Here is a 16,701-nt window from a genome sequence, read left to right on the forward strand (position 1 = left end):
CTATTTTCTAGCCCTTACTTGGAGTAGAGCTCGACAATCAGGTTTTCGTTAATGTCGGCGGACAGATCACTGCGAGCCGGAACATTTTTGAAAACACCAGATTTCTTGTCGGTATCTACTTCGACCCATTCGACGCGACCGCGCTGTACGCACAGTTCAAGGGCTTGGGCGATACGCAGCTGGTTGCGGCACTTCTCGCGAACGGCAACCACGTCCCCAGCTTTAACCTGATAGGACGGGACATTCACAGTCTGACCATTAACGCTGATCGCTTTGTGCGATACCAGCTGACGCGACTCGGCACGGGTGGAGCCGAAGCCCATGCGATACACGACGTTGTCCAGACGGCACTCAAGAAGCTGCAGCAGGTTTTCGCCGGTAGCGCCTTTGCGACTGGCTGCTTCCTTGTAATAACCGCTGAACTGACGCTCGAGCACACCGTAGATGCGACGAACTTTCTGCTTTTCACGCAGTTGCGTGCCGTAGTCGGAGAGGCGACCACGACGCTGACCATGGACACCCGGTGGGGTTTCGATGTTGCACTTCGATTCGAGCGCGCGTGCACCACTCTTCAGAAAGAGATCGGTGCCTTCACGACGAGACAGTTTGCACTTGGGACCAATATAACGAGCCATCTTTCACTGTCTCCTGATTACACGCGGCGCTTCTTCGGCGGACGGCACCCGTTATGCGGGATTGGCGTCACGTCGGTGATGCTGGCGATTTTATAACCACAGCCATTCAAAGCACGAACGGCAGATTCACGACCCGGACCAGGACCCTTGACGTTAACGTCAAGATTCTTGAGCCCGTACTCCAGCGCAGCCTGACCGGCACGCTCAGCAGCTACCTGAGCAGCAAAGGGAGTGCTCTTACGCGAGCCGCGAAAACCGGAACCGCCGGAGGTCGCCCAAGACAGTGCGTTACCCTGACGATCAGTGATCGTGATGATGGTGTTGTTGAAAGATGCGTGGATGTGGGCGATGCCATCAACCACCGTCTTTTTAATTTTTTTACGAGGACGAGCAGCAGGTTTTGCCATGATTAGATTCCTGTCGATGCGCTAATGCGATTACTTGCGGATCGGCTTACGCGGACCCTTACGGGTACGAGCGTTGGTCTTGGTACGCTGACCGCGGACCGGCAGACCACGACGATGACGCAGGCCGCGATAGCAACCCAGGTCCATCAAGCGCTTGATCTTCATGTTGACTTCGCGACGCAAGTCACCTTCAACGATGAACTTGCCCACTTCGCCACGAAGCAGTTCTACCTGCTCGTCAGTGAGATCCTTGATTTTCGCTGCCGGGTTGACACCGGTAGCTGCACAGATGGTCTGCGCACGAGTGCGACCAACACCATAGATGTAGGTCAGCGAGATAACAGTATGCTTGTTATCCGGAATGTTTACGCCTGCAATACGGGCCATTCAGTGAAACTCCAATTGACAGCTACCCAACGCCCCGGAAGCCAAGAAAAGGGCGCGAGATACTAACGCTGTAATAACAAATAATCAACCCGGCAGCGCACTAGCTGCCGGGCTCAAGCCTTAGATCACAATCAGCCTTGGCGCTGCTTGTGACGCGGTTCTGCACTGCAGATCACTCGCACGACGCCTTCGCGACGGACGATTTTGCAGTTGCGGCACAGCTTCTTGACCGATGCACGAACTTTCATGAGAACTCCTGGAACCTTACGGATAGATCAGCGAAGCATTCCGCTGCCATAACCCTTCAGATTGGCTTTTTTCATCAGGGAATCGTACTGGTGAGACATGAGGTGTGACTGAACCTGGGACATGAAGTCCATGACCACCACAACCACAATCAGCAGCGAAGTCCCGCCAAGGTAGAACGGTACGTTTGCAGCAACCACAAGGAACTGAGGCAGCAGGCAAACAGCCGTCATGTACAGGGCACCGAACATGGTCAAGCGCGTCAGCACGCCATCGATATAGCGCGCCGACTGCTCGCCAGGACGAATCCCCGGGATAAACGCACCGGACTTCTTCAAATTCTCAGCTACGTCTTTAGGGTTGAACATCAACGCCGTATAGAAGAAGCAGAAGAAGATGATCCCGGCACTGAACAACAGGATGTTCAATGGCTGGCCAGGGGCAATCGCTTGCGAGATATCAGCCAGCCAGCTCATGCTTTCGGACTGACCGAACCACTGCCCCAGCGAAGCTGGAAATAGCAGAATGCTGCTGGCGAAGATCGCGGGAATCACGCCCGCCATATTCACTTTCAAGGGCAGGTGGCTGGTCTGCGCAGCAAAGACCTTGCGGCCTTGCTGGCGCTTGGCGTAATGCACGGCGATCCGCCGCTGACCACGCTCGATAAAGACCACGAAACCAATGATCGCCACAGCAAGCAAGCCGACCGCAAGCAACGCAATGATATTGACGTCGCCCTGACGTGCAGACTCAAAGGACTGCCCAAGGGCACCCGGCAAACCTGCAACGATACCGGCGAAGATCAACATCGAAATGCCGTTACCAACGCCTCGCTCGGTGATCTGCTCGCCCAGCCACATCATGAACATCGCACCAGCGACAAACGTGGTGATAGCCACGAAGTAGAAGCCGAAGTCGTTGCTGAACGCAACGCCCTGGCCCGCCAGACCGACGGACATACCGATCGCCTGCACAATTGCCAGGACCAACGCACCATAACGCGTGTATTGGCTGATCTTGCGACGACCGGCCTCGCCTTCCTTCTTCAACTGTTCCAGCTGCGGACTCACCGCAGTCATGAGCTGCATGATGATCGATGCCGAGATGTACGGCATGATCCCCAGCGCAAAAATACTCATGCGTTCGAGCGCGCCGCCGGAAAACATGTTGAACAGGCTAAGGATGGTCCCTTCGTTCTGACGAAACAGCTCGGCCAACCTGTCGGGATTGATCCCCGGTACCGGGATGTGCGCCCCAACCCGATAGACGATGATCGCCATCAGCAGAAAGCGCAGACGAGCCCAGAGTTCAGACAGCCCGCCATTACTCAGCGCGGAGAGAGCACCTTGCTTAGCCATTTATTCCTCGAACTTGCCGCCAGCTGCTTCGATAGCCGCACGCGCACCTTTGGTGGCGGCGATGCCCTTAAGAGTTACAGCGCGACCAACCTCACCGGATAGCATGATTTTCACACGCAGTACGTTCTGGTTGATTACGTTGGCGTCCTTGAGGCTCTGCACGGAGACGACATCGCCTTCCACTTTGGCCAGCTCGGAGGTACGCACTTCGGCGCGATCCATGGCTTTCAGCGAAACGAAGCCGAACTTCGGCAGGCGACGATGCAGCGGCTGCTGGCCACCCTCGAAACCAGGAGCAATCTTGCCACCGGAGCGGGAAGTCTGACCCTTGTGACCGCGACCACCGGTCTTACCGAGTCCGCTACCGATGCCGCGACCGGGACGAAGCTTTTCGCGACGGGCACCCGGCGCAGAACGCAGATCGTTCAGTTGCATGGCTTAGCCCTCCACACGGAGCATGTAATAAGCCTTGTTGATCATGCCGCGATTCTCAGGGGTGTCCTGAACCTCGACGGTGTGACCAATGCGACGCAGGCCGAGGCCCTTGACGCAAAGCTTGTGATTGGGAATACGACCGCTGACGCTCTTGATCAGCGTGACCTTGACGGTATTAGCCATCAGGAAATCTCCTCGACGCTCTTGCCACGCTTGGCAGCGATCGACTCAGGCGACTGCATGGCCTTCAAACCCTTAAAGGTGGCGTGCACCACGTTCACAGGGTTGGTCGAGCCGTAGCACTTGGCCAGGACGTTCTGGACACCGGCGACTTCGAGGATGGCGCGCATCGCACCACCAGCGATAACACCGGTACCTTCGGAAGCAGGTTGCATGTAGACCTTGGAAGCGCCATGCGCGGCCTTGGTTGCGTACTGCAGCGTGGTGCCGTTCAGGTCAACCTGGATCATGTTGCGGCGAGCCGCCTCCATAGCCTTCTGAATAGCAGCAGGCACTTCGCGGGATTTACCGCGACCGAAACCGACACGACCCTTGCCGTCACCCACCACGGTCAACGCGGTGAAGGTGAAGATACGGCCACCTTTTACAGTCTTGGCGACGCGGTTAACTTGAACCAGCTTCTCAATATAGCCTTCGTCGCGCTTTTGCTCGTTATATGCCATAACTTAGAACTCCAGCCCGCCTTCACGAGCAGCATCAGCCAGTGCCTTGACACGACCGTGGTACTTGAAGCCAGAACGGTCGAACGCCACCTGGGTGACACCTGCGGCCTTAGCACGCTCAGCGACCAGCTGACCAACTTTCTTGGCAGCGTCAACGTTGCCAGTGGCACCGCTACGCAATTCTTTGTCCAGAGTCGAGGCGCTGGCCAAAACCTTGCCGCCGTCGGCCGAAAGGACCTGGGCGTAGATGTGCTGGGAAGAGCGGTACACACAAAGGCGTACGGTTTCCAGCTCGCGCATCTTCAGGCGTGCCTTGCGAGCGCGACGCAGACGAGTAACTTTCTTTACGCTCATGTGCTATGCCCTACTTCTTCTTAGCTTCTTTACGACGGACCACTTCGTCCGAGTAACGCACGCCTTTGCCCTTGTAAGGCTCAGGGCGGCGGAAGTCGCGGATTTCTGCAGCCACCTGACCGACCAGTTGCTTGTCGACGCCCTTGATCAGGATGTCGGTCTGGCTGGGGGTCTCAGCGGTAACGCCTTGCGGCAGTTCATATTCCACCGGATGCGAGAAGCCGAGAGCCAGGGACAGCACTTGACCTTTGGCTTGTGCTTTGTAACCAACACCAACCAGCTGGAGCTTGCGCTCGAAGCCTTGGCTGACACCGATCACCATGTTGTTAACCAGCGCACGGGTAGTACCGGCCATAGCGCGATTCTGCTGATCGCCATGACGCGCAGCAAAACGGAGCTCACCAGCCTCGTGAATAACTTCCACGGACGAGTGCACATTCAGTTCGAGAGCGCCCTTGGCACCCTTCACCGAAAGCCGCTGGCCAGACATGTTGAATTCAACACCGGCGGGCAGCTTGACGGGGTTCTTAGCAACGCGAGACATGCTTATCCCCCCCTTAGAACACTGTGCAGAGCACTTCGCCGCCAACGCCAGCAGCGCGAGCAGCCCGATCAGTCATCACACCCTTGTTGGTGGACACGATCGAAACACCCAGACCGCCGCGAACCTTCGGCAACTGATCAACGGATTTGTACTGGCGAAGGCCAGGACGGCTTACGCGCTTCAGCTCCTCGATGACCGGACGGCCCTCGAAGTACTTGAGCTCGATGGACAGCTGCGGCTTGGCGTCGCTGCTGACGTTGTATCCTGCGATATAGCCTTCACCTTGAAGCACATCGGCTACAGCCACCTTCAGTGTGGAAGACGGCATGCTTACGACGGACTTTTCGGCCATCTGGGCATTACGGATACGAGTTAGCATGTCCGCTAACGGGTCCTGCATACTCATGGGCGCTTGGCTCCTAATACAAAAAAATAAGCCTGCAAAGGCTCGTGTCGCCTACTAGATGAGATCATGCCATAGGCGTGACTCGGGCGAGCCGAGCATTCTAGAGACACTCCAGAAATGAATCAAGCCCCATAAGGGGCTTGATCTGAAACAACCTGTCCGCAGTAGAGCCGGACCGCTATTTCATTACCAGCTGGCCTTGACCAGACCTGGAACATCACCACGCATGGCAGCCTGGCGCAGCATGTTACGCGCAAGACCAAACTTGCGATAAACACCATGCGGACGGCCAGTCAGGCGGCAGCGATTACGCAGGCGCGAAGCGCTAGCGTCGCGCGGTTGCTTCTGCAATGCCACCTGGGCTTCCCAGCGGGCTTCCGGAGTGGATTCCGGATTGGCGATGACAGCCTTCAGCGCAGCACGCTTCTGAGCGTACTTGGCAACCGTTTGCTGACGCTTCAGCTCACGGTTCTTCATGCTTTGCTTAGCCATGTGCCTACTCCAATCAGTTACGGAACGGGAAGTTAAAGGCACGCAGCAACGCGCGACCCTCTTCGTCCGTCCGGGCGGTGGTGGTCAGCGTAATGTCCAGACCACGCAGGGCATCGATCTTGTCGTAATCGATTTCCGGGAAAATGATCTGCTCTTTAACGCCCATGCTGTAGTTGCCGCGGCCATCGAAGGACTTGGCATTCAGCCCGCGGAAATCGCGAACCCGAGGCAGAGAGATAGACAGCAGACGATCCAGGAACTCGTACATGCGATCGCTGCGCAGCGTCACCTTGACGCCGATCGGCCAACCTTCGCGGACCTTAAAGCCAGCGATGGATTTCCGAGCGTGAGTCACGACGACCTTTTGGCCAGTGATCTTTTCCAGGTCGGCAACCGCGTTGTCGATAATCTTCTTATCACCGATCGCTTCGCCGATACCCATGTTAAGGGTGATCTTGGTGATGCGCGGAACTTCCATCACGTTGCCCAGCTGAAGCTCTTCTTTCAGCTTGGGAGCGATTTGCTTCCGATAAACTTCTTTTAGTCGTGCCATGGTTATCTACCTAGCAGTCTCAAGCTTCAACCGGCTTCTGGGTCGACTTGAAGACACGAATTTTCTTGCCGTCTTCAACCTTGAACCCAACGCGGTCAGCCTTGTTGGTTTCACCGTTGAAAATAGCGACGTTAGAGGCGTGCAGAGGCGCCTCCTTCTCGACGATACCGCCCTGAACGCCTGACATCGGGTTCGGCTTGGTATGACGCTTTACCAGGTTGATACCACCGACAACCAGACGGTCGTCGGCGAGAACCCGGAGCACCTTACCGCGCTTACCCTTGTCCTTGCCGGCGATGACGATGATCTCGTCGTTGCGACGAATCTTTTGCATGCGGCTTCTCCTTACAGCACTTCAGGCGCGAGCGAGACGATCTTCATGAACTTCTCTGAACGAAGCTCACGCGTCACCGGCCCGAAAATACGGGTGCCAATTGGCTCCTGCTTGTTGTTCAACAGAACAGCAGCATTGCCATCGAAGCGAATAATGGAGCCATCCGGACGGCGAACACCGTGGCGGGTACGGACCACAACAGCAGTCATTACCTGGCCCTTCTTGACCTTGCCACGCGGAATCGCTTCCTTGACGGTAACCTTGATGATGTCGCCGATACCGGCGTAACGGCGATGCGAACCACCGAGGACCTTGATACACATGACGCGACGAGCGCCACTGTTGTCAGCCACATCGAGCATTGATTGAGTCTGAATCATATAATTTCTCCGACCCCTAGCCCTTAGACTTCGACGGCACGTTCAACGACATCAACCAACATCCAGCACTTGGTCTTCGCCAGCGGACGAGTCTCGCGGATAGTGACCTTGTCGCCGATACGGCACTGGTTGGTTTCGTCGTGGGCGTGCAGCTTGGTCGAACGCTTCACGTATTTACCGTAGATCGGGTGCTTGACGCGACGCTCGATCAGAACGGTGATGCTTTTGTCCATTTTGTCGCTGACGACGCGGCCAGTCAGCGTGCGGACAGTTTTTTCAACTTCAGCCATGATCACTTACCTGCCTGCTGGTTGAGCACAGTCTTGACACGAGCGATGTCGCGCTTGACTTGCGAGAGCAGGTGCGACTGCCCCAACTGGCCAGTTGCTTTCTGCATACGCAGATTGAACTGGTCGCGCAGCAGCTCGAGCAGTTGCTCGTTTAGCTGCTGAGCGGATTTTTCACGAAGCTCATTCGCTTTCATCACATCACCGTCCGCTTAACAAAGGAGGTGGCGAGCGGCAGCTTTGCAGCAGCCAGGGCGAATGCCTCACGCGCCAGCTCTTCGGAAACACCCTCGATCTCGTAGAGCACTTTGCCCGGCTGAATCTGGGCTACCCAGTACTCGACGTTGCCCTTACCTTTACCCATCCGCACTTCAAGCGGCTTCTTGGAGATCGGCTTGTCGGGGAAAACACGGATCCAGATCTTGCCGCCGCGCTTGACATGACGGGTCAACGCACGACGTGCGGACTCGATCTGACGCGCAGTGAGACGACCACGAGCGACAGACTTCAGGGCGAACTCGCCGAAGCTGACTTTGCTACCGCGCTGAGCCAGACCACGGTTGTGACCGGTCATCTGCTTGCGGAATTTTGTACGCTTTGGTTGCAACATTTGGCGTACTCCTTACTTGGCAGCTTTTTTACGAGGCGCAGGCGCTTGCGGCTTGAGCTCTTCATGGCGACCACCAATTACTTCGCCTTTGAAGATCCAGACCTTGACGCCGATCACACCATAAGTGGTGTGCGCTTCGTAGGTGTTGTAGTCGATATCGGCACGCAGGGTGTGCAGCGGCACACGACCTTCCCGATACCATTCCGTACGGGCGATTTCAGCCCCACCCAGACGACCGCTCACCTGGATCTTGATGCCCTTGGCACCAATGCGGATCGCATTCTGTACGGCGCGCTTCATGGCGCGACGAAACATCACGCGACGCTCCAGCTGCTGAGCGACGTTCTGTGCTACCAACATTGCATCGAGTTCCGGCTTGCGGATTTCTTCGATGTTGATGTGCACAGGCACACCCATTCTTTTGGTCAGGTCCTGACGCAGCTTCTCAACATCCTCACCCTTCTTTCCGATCACGATGCCGGGACGAGCGGTATGGATGGTGATGCGTGCGGTTTGAGCCGGACGATGGATGTCGATACGGCTTACGGACGCGCTTTTTAATTTGTCTTGGAGGTATTCACGCACGTTCAAATCTGCGAGCAGATAATCGGCGTACGTGCGACCGTCTGCGTACCAGACGGAAGTGTGCTCCTTGACGATTCCCAGGCGAATGCCAGTGGGATGTACTTTCTGACCCATCTGATCGACTCCGTTACTTGTCCGCAACCTTGACAGTGATATGGCAAGACCGCTTGACGATGCGATCAGCGCGGCCTTTGGCACGCGGCATGATGCGCTTAAGCGAACGCCCCTCGTTGACGAAGACCGTGGAAACCTTCAGGTCATCCACGTCAGCGCCTTCGTTGTGCTCGGCGTTGGCTACAGCCGACTCCAGCACTTTCTTCATGATCTCGGCGGCTTTCTTACTGCTGAAAGCCAGCAGGTTGAGCGCTTCGCCCACCCTCTTCCCGCGGATCTGGTCGGCGACCAGGCGGGCTTTCTGGGCGGAGATGCGAGCGCCCGACAACTTAGCGGCTACTTCCATCTTTCCTTACCCCTTAGCGCTTGCCTTTCTTGTCCGCTACGTGCCCGCGATAAGTGCGGGTACCAGCGAACTCGCCGAGTTTGTGACCGACCATGTCTTCGCTCACAAGAACGGGAACATGTTGACGGCCGTTATGCACAGCGATGGTCAGACCGACCATCTGCGGCAGAATCATCGAACGACGCGACCAGGTTTTGACTGGCTTGCGATCATTCTTCTCCGCAGCAACTTCGACCTTCTTCAATAGGTGAAGATCGATAAAAGGACCTTTTTTCAGAGAACGCGGCACTGTCGTATCCCTCTAGTTACTTGCGACGACGGACGATCATGTTATCGGTGCGCTTGTTAGAGCGAGTCTTCGCGCCCTTAGTCGGGAAGCCCCATGGCGACACCGGATGACGACCACCGGAGGTACGACCCTCACCACCACCGTGGGGGTGATCGACCGGGTTCATGGCCACACCGCGAACGGTTGGGCGAACACCGCGCCAGCGCTTGGCACCCGCCTTACCCAGCGAACGGAGACTGTGCTCGGAATTCGAGACCTCGCCCAGAGTCGCACGGCATTCAGCCAGCACCTTGCGCATCTCGCCGGAGCGAAGACGCAGGGTCACATAGGCACCTTCACGAGCGACCAACTGAGCCGAAGCACCAGCAGAACGCGCGACCTGAGCACCCTTGCCCGGCTTGAGCTCGACACCGTGAACAGTGGAACCCAGCGGAATGTTGCGCAGCGGCAGGCTGTTACCAGCTTTGATCGGCGCATTGACGCCGGACAGAAGCTGATCGCCTGCCGTCACGCCCTTCGGCGCAATGATGTAGCGACGCTCACCGTCGGCATACTTCAGCAGCGCGATGTGCGCAGTACGGTTTGGATCATATTCGACACGCTCTACGACGGCAGGAATGCCGTCCTTGTTGCGACGAAAATCAACCAGACGGTAATGCTGCTTGTGACCACCACCGATGTGACGAGTGGTGATACGACCATTGTTGTTACGACCGCCAGACTTCGACTTCTTCTCGAGCAGCGGAGCATAAGGAGCGCCTTTATGCAGCTCCTGACCGACCACTTTGACCACAAAACGGCGGCCTGCGGAAGTCGGTTTGCATTTAACGATTGCCATGATGCACCCCTTCCTTACTCAGCGTTGCCGGAGAAATCGAGATCCTGGCCCGGCTGAAGAGCGATGTACGCCTTCTTCCAGTCGTTGCGCTTGCCCAGACCGCGAGCGGTACGCTTAGTCTTGCCCTGGACATTCAGGGTGCTGACCTTGGCTACCTTCACGTTGAACAGGCTTTCGACGGCCTTCTTGATTTCCAGCTTGGTTGCATCAGTAGCAACCTTGAAAACGAACTGGCTCTTGCTGTCAGCCAGCATGGTTGCCTTCTCGGAGACGTGCGGACCAAGCAGGACTTTGAATACGCGTTCCTGGTTCATCCCAGCAGCTCCTCGAATTTCTTCACAGCCGACACAGTGATCAACACTTTGTCATAGGCGATCAGGCTGACCGGATCGGAACCCTGGACGTCACGGACATCGACGTGCGGCAGGTTGCGAGCCGCCAGATACAGGTTCTGATCAACAGCATCGGAAACGATCAGTACGTCATTCAGGCCCATGCCGGTCAGCTTGCTAGCAAGCTGCTTGGTCTTGGGGCTGTCGACGGCGAAGTCTTCAACAACAACCAGACGCTCGGAACGAACCAATTCGGAAAGAATGGAGCGCAGCGCAGCGCGATACATCTTCTTGTTGAGCTTCTGCTCATGGTTCTGAGGACGAGCAGCGAAAGTCACGCCACCGCCGCGCCAGATCGGACCACGCGAGGTACCGGCACGAGCACGGCCAGTACCCTTTTGACGCCAGGGGCGCTTACCGCCACCGGAGACATCCGAGCGAGTCTTCTGCTGCTTGCTGCCCTGACGACCGCCAGCCATATAGGCGACGACTGCCTGATGCACCAGCGTCTCGTTAAACTCCCCACCAAAGGTTTGTTCGGAGACTTCTATGGCCTGTGCGCCATTAACATTCAATTGCATGAGAACTCCCCCTTACCCGCGAGCCTTGGCGGCCGGACGCACGACTACGTCACCACCGGTGGCGCCGGGCACTGCGCCCTTGACCAGCAGAAGGTTACGCTCGGCATCGACACGCACGATTTCCAGGGACTGCACGGTTACGCGCTCGGCGCCCATGTGCCCGGACATCTTCTTGCCCTTGAAAACACGGCCTGGAGTCTGGCATTGGCCAATGGAGCCCGGGACGCGGTGGGATACGGAGTTACCGTGAGTATTGTCCTGACCACGGAAATTCCAGCGCTTGATGGTACCGGCAAAGCCTTTACCCTTGGACTGACCGGTGACATCCACCATCTGTCCTGCCTGGAAGATTTCAGCGTTGATCTGGTCACCAACTTGGAACTCCTCGCCATCAAGGCGGAATTCCCAGACGCCACGACCAGCAGCTACGTTCGCCTTGGCGAAGTGACCAGCCTGAGCCTTGGTAACGCGGGACGCGCGGCGCTCGCCTACAGTGACCTGTACGGCGCGATAACCATCGCTCTCTTCATTCTTGAACTGAGTGACGCGATTCGGCTCGATCTCAATGACCGTAACCGGAACAGAGACACCATCTTCGGTGAAAACGCGGGTCATGCCGCATTTACGACCGACTACACCAATAGTCATGTTGTAACCTCTTGAGTGTACGGGGCTTTCACCCGCTATGGCCGCCCATTTCAGAGCGTTACACGACTAAAACTCCAGGTTTTAGCCGAGGCTGATCTGCACTTCCACGCCAGCCGCAAGATCAAGCTTCATCAGCGCATCGACTGTTTTATCAGTCGGCTGGACGATATCCAGCACACGCTTATGAGTACGGATCTCGTACTGGTCGCGCGCATCTTTATTGACGTGCGGAGAAACCAGAACAGTGAACCGCTCTTTGCGGGTCGGCAGTGGAATCGGACCACGCACCTGAGCACCAGTACGTTTCGCGGTTTCCACGATTTCCTGGGTTGATTGATCGATCAGGCGATGGTCAAAAGCCTTCAACCGAATACGGATTTGTTGGTTTTGCATTTTGACCTCAGACTCCAATTAGCCATCCTTACCAAACGCAATACGCCCGGTAAAAGGAGGCGCAATTGTACGGATGGGTCCAGGGGGTGTCAATAAATGATCAACAATAGAAAAAGGGCCCCAAGGGGCCCCTTTCCAACATCGAAAGGTTATTCGATGATTTTGGCAACCACGCCAGCACCCACGGTACGGCCGCCTTCGCGAATCGCGAAGCGCAGGCCATCTTCCATGGCGATCGGAGCGATCAGGGTGACAACCATCTTGATGTTGTCGCCCGGCATTACCATCTCAACGCCTTCTGGCAGTTCGCAGTTACCGGTCACGTCCGTGGTACGGAAGTAGAACTGCGGACGGTAGCCCTTGAAGAACGGAGTATGACGGCCGCCTTCTTCCTTGCTCAGTACGTAGACTTCGCCTTCGAACTTGGTGTGCGGCTTGATGGTGCCCGGCTTGGCCAGAACCTGACCGCGCTCGACGTCATCACGCTTGGTACCACGCAGCAGCACACCAACGTTCTCACCGGCACGACCTTCGTCGAGCAGCTTACGGAACATCTCAACACCGGTACAGGTGGTCTTGGTCGTGGCACGAATACCGACGATTTCGATTTCTTCCTGAACCTTGACGATGCCGCGCTCAACACGACCGGTCACAACAGTGCCGCGACCGGAGATCGAGAACACGTCTTCGATCGGCATCAGGAACGGCTTGTCGATGGCACGCTCAGGCTCCGGAATGTAGCTGTCCAGAGTCTCGACCAGCTTGCGCACGGCCGATACGCCCATCTCGTTGTCATCCTGACCGTTCAGAGCCATCAGTGCAGAGCCGATGATGATCGGGGTGTCGTCACCTGGGAAGTCGTAGGTCGACAGCAGGTCACGCACTTCCATCTCAACCAGCTCCAGCAGCTCGGCGTCATCCACCATGTCCGCCTTGTTCAGGAAGACAACGATGTACGGAACGCCAACCTGGCGGGACAGCAGGATATGCTCGCGAGTCTGCGGCATGGGGCCGTCAGCAGCCGAACAAACCAGGATCGCGCCGTCCATCTGCGCAGCACCGGTGATCATGTTCTTCACATAGTCAGCGTGACCCGGGCAGTCAACGTGAGCGTAGTGACGGATCGAGGAATCGTATTCAACGTGGGAGGTGTTGATGGTGATACCACGAGCCTTCTCTTCCGGCGCGTTGTCGATCTGCGAGAAATCACGCGCAGAGCCGCCCCAGGTCTCAGCACAGACTTTAGTCAGCGCTGCGGTGAGCGTGGTTTTGCCATGGTCGACATGACCAATGGTACCGACGTTCAGGTGCGGTTTGTTACGTTCGAATTTTTCTTTAGCCACGACAGTAAACCTCTTACTTAAAGGGCTGAATCAACCTTGTTTTTTAACGATAGCTTCGACGATGTTCGACGGAGCCTCGGAGTACTTCGAGAATTCCATGGAGTAGCTTGCGCGACCCTGAGACATGGAGCGAACGTCGGTCGCATAACCGAACATCTCACCCAGCGGAACCTCAGCACGAATGACCTTACCGGATACCGTGTCTTCCATACCCTGAATCAGACCGCGACGACGGTTCAGGTCACCCATCACGTCACCCATGTAATCCTCAGGCGTAACAACTTCGACCTTCATGATCGGCTCAAGCACTACCGCACCGCCCTTCTGGGACAGCTGCTTGGTCGCCATGGACGCCGCAACCTTGAACGCCATCTCGTTGGAGTCGACGTCATGGTAGGAGCCGTCAAACACAGTTGCCTTCAGGCCGATCAGCGGATAGCCGGCAACAACGCCGTTCTTCATCTGCTCTTCGATGCCCTTCTGAATGGCCGGAATGTATTCCTTCGGAATCACGCCACCAACCACTTCGTTGACGAACTGCAGGCCTTCTTGCCCTTCATCAGCCGGCGCAAAACGCACCCAGCAATGACCGAACTGACCGCGACCGCCAGACTGACGTACAAACTTGCCTTCGATCTCACAGGACTTCGTGATTTTCTCGCGATAAGACACCTGAGGCTTACCAATGTTGGCTTCAACATTGAACTCACGACGCATACGGTCGACGAGAATGTCGAGGTGCAACTCACCCATACCCGAGATGATCGTCTGACCGGTCTCTTCGTCAGTCTTGACACGGAACGAAGGGTCCTCCTGAGCAAGCTTGCCCAGCGCAATACCCATCTTTTCCTGGTCATCCTTGGTCTTGGGCTCAACGGCAACCGAAATAACCGGCTCCGGGAAGTCCATACGAACCAGAATGATCGGCTTATCAAGGGCACACAGAGTGTCACCGGTCGTGACGTCCTTCATGCCGATCAGGGCGGCGATGTCGCCAGCGCGCACCTCTTTGATCTCTTCGCGGCTGTTCGCATGCATCTGCACCATACGACCAACGCGCTCTTTCTTCCCCTTGACCGAGTTCAGAACGCCGTCACCGGAATTCAGGACACCGGAATAGACACGGGCGAAGGTGAGCGTACCAACGAAGGGATCGGTCGCGATCTTGAACGCAAGCGCAGAGAACGGCTCGTCATCATCAGCATGACGCTCCATCTCAATGGTTTCGTCATCGATATCGGTACCTTTGATCGACGGAATATCGGCAGGCGCAGGCAGGTAGTCGATGACCGCGTCGAGAACCAGGGGAACGCCCTTGTTCTTGAACGACGAGCCACAAACGGCAAGCACGATCTCGCCGGCAATGGTGCGCTGACGCAGAGCAGACTTGATTTCCTCGGTGGTGAGTTCTTCACCTTCAAGGTATTTGTTCATCAGCTCTTCAGTGGCCTCGGCAGCCGCCTCGACCATGTTACTGCGCCACTCTTCTGCCAGATCCTGAAGCTCGGCAGGGATCTCCTCCTCGCGGAAGGTCATGCCCTTGTCGTCATCGTTCCAGTAGATGGCTTTCATCTTGATCAGATCGATCTGACCCTGAAAGTTATCTTCGGCACCAATGGCGAGCTGGATCGGCACCGGCGTATGACCCAGGCGCTGCTTGATCTGAGCGACCACACGCAGGAAGTTCGCGCCCGCACGGTCCATCTTATTGACATAGACCAGGCGCGGCACACCGTACTTGTTGGCTTGACGCCACACGGTTTCCGACTGCGGCTCAACACCCGAGGTCCCACAGAACACGACGACCGCGCCATCGAGCACGCGCAGGGAGCGCTCTACTTCAATGGTGAAGTCAACGTGACCGGGGGTGTCGATAATGTTGAAACGATGCCTGTCGAACTGCTTTTCGGAACCTGCCCAGAAAGCGGTAGTAGCTGCGGACGTGATGGTGATACCACGCTCCTGCTCCTGCACCATCCAGTCCATGGTCGCGGCGCCATCATGCACCTCGCCCATTTTGTGGTTTACGCCTGTGTAAAAAAGGACGCGCTCGGTGGTAGTGGTTTTACCCGCATCCACGTGAGCGACGATACCAATGTTACGGTAGCGGTTAATCGGGGTAGTACGAGCCATAAAGCCCTCGCAAGTTGTTGACGCTGAATATTAGAAGCGGTAGTGCGAGAAAGCCTTGTTGGCTTCAGCCATACGATGCACGTCTTCACGCTTCTTAACAGCAGCGCCTTTACCTTCAAATGCATCCGACAACTCACCCGCCAAACGCAGCGCCATGGATTTCTCACCACGCTTGCGCGCGGCATCCACCAGCCAGCGCATGGCCAAGGCGTTACGACGGGAAGGACGGACTTCGACCGGAACCTGGTAAGTCGCACCACCTACGCGGCGGGACTTCACTTCGACCAGCGGAGCGATGGCGTCGAGTGCTTTTTCGAAGATTTCCAGGGGATCGCTGTTCTTGCGCTCTTTGACCTTTTCCAAGGCACCATAAACGATACGCTCGGCAACGGCTTTCTTGCCGCTCTCCATCACGTGGTTCATGAACTTGGCGAGAATCAGACTTCCGTATTTCGGATCGTCAAGGATTTCGCGCTTGGCTGCTACACGACGTCTTGGCATTGATAAGCCCTCAAACGGTCTTCAGGTTAGCTCGGGACCATAACAACGAAGTTACGCCCGACCTTACTCTTATCGACTTGAATAAATGGAGATGTTGATTACTTCGGACGCTTGGTGCCGTACTTGGAACGACCCTGCTTACGATCCTTGACTCCGGAAGTATCCAGCGAACCGCGAACGGTATGGTAACGCACACCCGGGAGGTCCTTTACGCGACCACCACGGATCAGCACTACGCTGTGCTCTTGCAGGTTGTGACCTTCACCACCAATGTAGGAGGCGACTTCAAAACCGTTGGTGAGACGAACACGGCATACCTTACGCAGTGCTGAGTTCGGTTTCTTTGGCGTGGTGGTGTACACGCGAGTGCACACGCCACGGCGTTGCGGGCAGTTCTGCAGCGCAGGGACGTCGCTTTTCTCGACGACGCGCTTGCGCGGCTGGCGTACCAGCTGGTTGATCGTTGCCATCTACTAGCTCCACTGTT

30 protein-coding genes are annotated in these 16,701 nt (G+C 56.5%); all 30 read right to left on the bottom strand.

Translation table 11 applies throughout. From position 1 onward, the window contains the following. Positions 1-14: 14 nt before the first annotated feature. The 30 genes from rpsD to rpsL all read right to left on the bottom strand — a co-directional run bounded on the left by rpsD (position 15) and on the right by rpsL (position 16,684). Complete coding sequence (gene rpsD / locus AC4LFW_RS15190) at positions 15-635, bottom strand: 30S ribosomal protein S4 (protein ID WP_491819948.1); 621 nt, start codon at positions 633-635, stop codon at positions 15-17. 17 nt (positions 636-652) lie between these two features. After that, positions 653-1,042 (bottom strand): 30S ribosomal protein S11, encoded by a 390-nt coding sequence (rpsK, locus tag AC4LFW_RS15195; RefSeq protein ID WP_019339962.1) that lies wholly within the window; start codon positions 1,040-1,042, stop codon positions 653-655. Between the two features lie 30 nt (positions 1,043-1,072). After that, entirely contained in the window at positions 1,073-1,429 is a 357-nt protein-coding gene (gene rpsM / locus AC4LFW_RS15200; RefSeq protein WP_073301056.1) for a 30S ribosomal protein S13, read from the bottom strand. A gap of 131 nt (positions 1,430-1,560) precedes the next feature. Continuing rightward, positions 1,561-1,677, bottom strand: a complete 117-nt coding sequence (gene rpmJ / locus AC4LFW_RS15205) for a 50S ribosomal protein L36 (RefSeq protein ID WP_014854209.1) — start codon at positions 1,675-1,677, stop codon at positions 1,561-1,563. A 27-nt stretch (positions 1,678-1,704) separates the two neighbouring features. Continuing rightward, on the bottom strand, positions 1,705-3,033 hold the full coding sequence (secY, locus tag AC4LFW_RS15210) for a preprotein translocase subunit SecY (RefSeq protein ID WP_491819949.1): 1,329 nt from the start codon (positions 3,031-3,033) through the stop codon (positions 1,705-1,707). Next, a complete protein-coding gene (gene rplO / locus AC4LFW_RS15215; RefSeq protein ID WP_491819951.1) occupies positions 3,034-3,468 on the bottom strand; it encodes a 50S ribosomal protein L15 in 435 nt (144 codons plus the stop codon). Between the two features lie 3 nt (positions 3,469-3,471). Then, positions 3,472-3,651 carry a 50S ribosomal protein L30 gene (gene rpmD, locus AC4LFW_RS15220; RefSeq protein WP_003281818.1) on the bottom strand — a complete coding sequence of 60 codons (180 nt, stop codon included), beginning with the start codon at positions 3,649-3,651 and terminating at the stop codon, positions 3,472-3,474. Then, positions 3,651-4,151 (bottom strand): 30S ribosomal protein S5, encoded by a 501-nt coding sequence (rpsE, locus tag AC4LFW_RS15225; RefSeq protein ID WP_019339966.1) that lies wholly within the window; start codon positions 4,149-4,151, stop codon positions 3,651-3,653. The genes rpmD and rpsE overlap by 1 nt, the downstream gene beginning before the upstream one ends. A 3-nt stretch (positions 4,152-4,154) precedes the next feature. Then, entirely contained in the window at positions 4,155-4,505 is a 351-nt protein-coding gene (rplR, locus tag AC4LFW_RS15230) for a 50S ribosomal protein L18 (RefSeq protein WP_255982604.1), read from the bottom strand. A gap of 10 nt (positions 4,506-4,515) precedes the next feature. Continuing rightward, a complete protein-coding gene (gene rplF / locus AC4LFW_RS15235; protein WP_491819952.1) occupies positions 4,516-5,049 on the bottom strand; it encodes a 50S ribosomal protein L6 in 534 nt (177 codons plus the stop codon). A gap of 13 nt (positions 5,050-5,062) precedes the next feature. Continuing rightward, positions 5,063-5,455, bottom strand: coding sequence for a 30S ribosomal protein S8 (gene rpsH / locus AC4LFW_RS15240; RefSeq protein WP_255982606.1), 393 nt, complete (start codon positions 5,453-5,455; stop codon positions 5,063-5,065). Between the two features lie 186 nt (positions 5,456-5,641). Further along, complete coding sequence (gene rpsN / locus AC4LFW_RS15245; RefSeq protein ID WP_407294912.1) at positions 5,642-5,947, bottom strand: 30S ribosomal protein S14; 306 nt, start codon at positions 5,945-5,947, stop codon at positions 5,642-5,644. 13 nt (positions 5,948-5,960) lie between these two features. Then, complete coding sequence (rplE, locus tag AC4LFW_RS15250; protein WP_019339970.1) at positions 5,961-6,500, bottom strand: 50S ribosomal protein L5; 540 nt, start codon at positions 6,498-6,500, stop codon at positions 5,961-5,963. A 19-nt stretch (positions 6,501-6,519) separates the two neighbouring features. Next, the gene (gene rplX / locus AC4LFW_RS15255; RefSeq protein ID WP_019339971.1) at positions 6,520-6,834 is read right to left on the bottom strand and encodes a 50S ribosomal protein L24; all 315 of its coding nucleotides are present in this window, start codon (positions 6,832-6,834) and stop codon (positions 6,520-6,522) included. A gap of 11 nt (positions 6,835-6,845) precedes the next feature. Further along, positions 6,846-7,214: a 50S ribosomal protein L14 gene (gene rplN, locus AC4LFW_RS15260; RefSeq protein WP_003289207.1), complete on the bottom strand. Its 369-nt coding sequence runs from the start codon at positions 7,212-7,214 to the stop codon at positions 6,846-6,848. A 23-nt stretch (positions 7,215-7,237) separates the two neighbouring features. Continuing rightward, a complete protein-coding gene (gene rpsQ, locus AC4LFW_RS15265) occupies positions 7,238-7,504 on the bottom strand; it encodes a 30S ribosomal protein S17 (protein WP_029404618.1) in 267 nt (88 codons plus the stop codon). 2 nt (positions 7,505-7,506) lie between these two features. Beyond that, positions 7,507-7,698, bottom strand: coding sequence for a 50S ribosomal protein L29 (gene rpmC, locus AC4LFW_RS15270; protein ID WP_003289209.1), 192 nt, complete (start codon positions 7,696-7,698; stop codon positions 7,507-7,509). Beyond that, a complete protein-coding gene (rplP, locus tag AC4LFW_RS15275; protein WP_003176421.1) occupies positions 7,698-8,111 on the bottom strand; it encodes a 50S ribosomal protein L16 in 414 nt (137 codons plus the stop codon). The genes rpmC and rplP overlap by 1 nt, the downstream gene beginning before the upstream one ends. Before the next feature lie 12 nt (positions 8,112-8,123). Further along, a complete protein-coding gene (rpsC, locus tag AC4LFW_RS15280) occupies positions 8,124-8,810 on the bottom strand; it encodes a 30S ribosomal protein S3 (RefSeq protein ID WP_019339973.1) in 687 nt (228 codons plus the stop codon). Between the two features lie 13 nt (positions 8,811-8,823). Further along, complete coding sequence (rplV, locus tag AC4LFW_RS15285; RefSeq protein ID WP_007924194.1) at positions 8,824-9,156, bottom strand: 50S ribosomal protein L22; 333 nt, start codon at positions 9,154-9,156, stop codon at positions 8,824-8,826. Positions 9,157-9,169: 13 nt separating this feature from the next. Beyond that, complete coding sequence (gene rpsS, locus AC4LFW_RS15290; RefSeq protein WP_065983037.1) at positions 9,170-9,445, bottom strand: 30S ribosomal protein S19; 276 nt, start codon at positions 9,443-9,445, stop codon at positions 9,170-9,172. Between the two features lie 16 nt (positions 9,446-9,461). Further along, positions 9,462-10,283, bottom strand: a complete 822-nt coding sequence (gene rplB, locus AC4LFW_RS15295; protein WP_491819954.1) for a 50S ribosomal protein L2 — start codon at positions 10,281-10,283, stop codon at positions 9,462-9,464. A 14-nt stretch (positions 10,284-10,297) separates the two neighbouring features. Next, positions 10,298-10,597, bottom strand: a complete 300-nt coding sequence (gene rplW, locus AC4LFW_RS15300; RefSeq protein ID WP_021209378.1) for a 50S ribosomal protein L23 — start codon at positions 10,595-10,597, stop codon at positions 10,298-10,300. Next, the gene (rplD, locus tag AC4LFW_RS15305) at positions 10,594-11,196 is read right to left on the bottom strand and encodes a 50S ribosomal protein L4 (protein WP_438280774.1); all 603 of its coding nucleotides are present in this window, start codon (positions 11,194-11,196) and stop codon (positions 10,594-10,596) included. The genes rplW and rplD overlap by 4 nt, the downstream gene beginning before the upstream one ends. Positions 11,197-11,208: 12 nt before the next feature. Next, the gene (gene rplC, locus AC4LFW_RS15310) at positions 11,209-11,844 is read right to left on the bottom strand and encodes a 50S ribosomal protein L3 (RefSeq protein ID WP_491819955.1); all 636 of its coding nucleotides are present in this window, start codon (positions 11,842-11,844) and stop codon (positions 11,209-11,211) included. An 81-nt stretch (positions 11,845-11,925) separates the two neighbouring features. Beyond that, positions 11,926-12,237, bottom strand: coding sequence for a 30S ribosomal protein S10 (gene rpsJ / locus AC4LFW_RS15315; RefSeq protein WP_003186070.1), 312 nt, complete (start codon positions 12,235-12,237; stop codon positions 11,926-11,928). Positions 12,238-12,386: 149 nt separating this feature from the next. Further along, complete coding sequence (gene tuf / locus AC4LFW_RS15320) at positions 12,387-13,580, bottom strand: elongation factor Tu (RefSeq protein ID WP_025240334.1); 1,194 nt, start codon at positions 13,578-13,580, stop codon at positions 12,387-12,389. 30 nt (positions 13,581-13,610) lie between these two features. After that, entirely contained in the window at positions 13,611-15,713 is a 2,103-nt protein-coding gene (fusA, locus tag AC4LFW_RS15325) for an elongation factor G (RefSeq protein ID WP_491819957.1), read from the bottom strand. Between the two features lie 30 nt (positions 15,714-15,743). Then, positions 15,744-16,214 carry a 30S ribosomal protein S7 gene (rpsG, locus tag AC4LFW_RS15330; protein WP_045430600.1) on the bottom strand — a complete coding sequence of 157 codons (471 nt, stop codon included), beginning with the start codon at positions 16,212-16,214 and terminating at the stop codon, positions 15,744-15,746. 98 nt (positions 16,215-16,312) lie between these two features. Then, positions 16,313-16,684, bottom strand: coding sequence for a 30S ribosomal protein S12 (gene rpsL / locus AC4LFW_RS15335; protein ID WP_025240342.1), 372 nt, complete (start codon positions 16,682-16,684; stop codon positions 16,313-16,315). Positions 16,685-16,701 lie beyond the last annotated feature (17 nt).

This window comes from Stutzerimonas sp. C6.4V, from assembly GCF_058536345.1.

What these genes read in the sequence shown, in the direction of transcription:
- rpsK (WP_019339962.1), bottom strand. Translation starts at nt 1,042, where the DNA reads ATGGCAAAACCTGCTGCTCGTCCTCGTAAAAAAATTAAAAAGACGGTG.
- rplP (WP_003176421.1), bottom strand. Translation starts at nt 8,111, where the DNA reads ATGTTGCAACCAAAGCGTACAAAATTCCGCAAGCAGATGACCGGTCAC.
- rpsJ (WP_003186070.1), bottom strand. Translation starts at nt 12,237, where the DNA reads ATGCAAAACCAACAAATCCGTATTCGGTTGAAGGCTTTTGACCATCGC.
- rpmD (WP_003281818.1), bottom strand. Translation starts at nt 3,651, where the DNA reads ATGGCTAATACCGTCAAGGTCACGCTGATCAAGAGCGTCAGCGGTCGT.
- rplW (WP_021209378.1), bottom strand. Translation starts at nt 10,597, where the DNA reads ATGAACCAGGAACGCGTATTCAAAGTCCTGCTTGGTCCGCACGTCTCC.
- rplO (WP_491819951.1), bottom strand. Translation starts at nt 3,468, where the DNA reads ATGCAACTGAACGATCTGCGTTCTGCGCCGGGTGCCCGTCGCGAAAAG.
- rpsQ (WP_029404618.1), bottom strand. Translation starts at nt 7,504, where the DNA reads ATGGCTGAAGTTGAAAAAACTGTCCGCACGCTGACTGGCCGCGTCGTC.
- rpsH (WP_255982606.1), bottom strand. Translation starts at nt 5,455, where the DNA reads ATGAGTATGCAGGACCCGTTAGCGGACATGCTAACTCGTATCCGTAAT.
- rplB (WP_491819954.1), bottom strand. Translation starts at nt 10,283, where the DNA reads ATGGCAATCGTTAAATGCAAACCGACTTCCGCAGGCCGCCGTTTTGTG.
- rpsG (WP_045430600.1), bottom strand. Translation starts at nt 16,214, where the DNA reads ATGCCAAGACGTCGTGTAGCAGCCAAGCGCGAAATCCTTGACGATCCG.
- rpsM (WP_073301056.1), bottom strand. Translation starts at nt 1,429, where the DNA reads ATGGCCCGTATTGCAGGCGTAAACATTCCGGATAACAAGCATACTGTT.
- rplR (WP_255982604.1), bottom strand. Translation starts at nt 4,505, where the DNA reads ATGAGCGTAAAGAAAGTTACTCGTCTGCGTCGCGCTCGCAAGGCACGC.
- rpsN (WP_407294912.1), bottom strand. Translation starts at nt 5,947, where the DNA reads ATGGCTAAGCAAAGCATGAAGAACCGTGAGCTGAAGCGTCAGCAAACG.
- rplV (WP_007924194.1), bottom strand. Translation starts at nt 9,156, where the DNA reads ATGGAAGTAGCCGCTAAGTTGTCGGGCGCTCGCATCTCCGCCCAGAAA.
- rpsL (WP_025240342.1), bottom strand. Translation starts at nt 16,684, where the DNA reads ATGGCAACGATCAACCAGCTGGTACGCCAGCCGCGCAAGCGCGTCGTC.
- rplC (WP_491819955.1), bottom strand. Translation starts at nt 11,844, where the DNA reads ATGACTATTGGTGTAGTCGGTCGTAAATGCGGCATGACCCGCGTTTTC.
- rplX (WP_019339971.1), bottom strand. Translation starts at nt 6,834, where the DNA reads ATGCAAAAGATTCGTCGCAACGACGAGATCATCGTCATCGCCGGCAAG.
- rpsE (WP_019339966.1), bottom strand. Translation starts at nt 4,151, where the DNA reads ATGGCATATAACGAGCAAAAGCGCGACGAAGGCTATATTGAGAAGCTG.
- rplE (WP_019339970.1), bottom strand. Translation starts at nt 6,500, where the DNA reads ATGGCACGACTAAAAGAAGTTTATCGGAAGCAAATCGCTCCCAAGCTG.
- rpsD (WP_491819948.1), bottom strand. Translation starts at nt 635, where the DNA reads ATGGCTCGTTATATTGGTCCCAAGTGCAAACTGTCTCGTCGTGAAGGC.
- rplN (WP_003289207.1), bottom strand. Translation starts at nt 7,214, where the DNA reads ATGATTCAGACTCAATCAATGCTCGATGTGGCTGACAACAGTGGCGCT.
- rpmC (WP_003289209.1), bottom strand. Translation starts at nt 7,698, where the DNA reads ATGAAAGCGAATGAGCTTCGTGAAAAATCCGCTCAGCAGCTAAACGAG.
- rplF (WP_491819952.1), bottom strand. Translation starts at nt 5,049, where the DNA reads ATGTCTCGCGTTGCTAAGAACCCCGTCAAGCTGCCCGCCGGTGTTGAA.
- rpmJ (WP_014854209.1), bottom strand. Translation starts at nt 1,677, where the DNA reads ATGAAAGTTCGTGCATCGGTCAAGAAGCTGTGCCGCAACTGCAAAATC.
- rplD (WP_438280774.1), bottom strand. Translation starts at nt 11,196, where the DNA reads ATGCAATTGAATGTTAATGGCGCACAGGCCATAGAAGTCTCCGAACAA.
- secY (WP_491819949.1), bottom strand. Translation starts at nt 3,033, where the DNA reads ATGGCTAAGCAAGGTGCTCTCTCCGCGCTGAGTAATGGCGGGCTGTCT.
- fusA (WP_491819957.1), bottom strand. Translation starts at nt 15,713, where the DNA reads ATGGCTCGTACTACCCCGATTAACCGCTACCGTAACATTGGTATCGTC.
- rpsC (WP_019339973.1), bottom strand. Translation starts at nt 8,810, where the DNA reads ATGGGTCAGAAAGTACATCCCACTGGCATTCGCCTGGGAATCGTCAAG.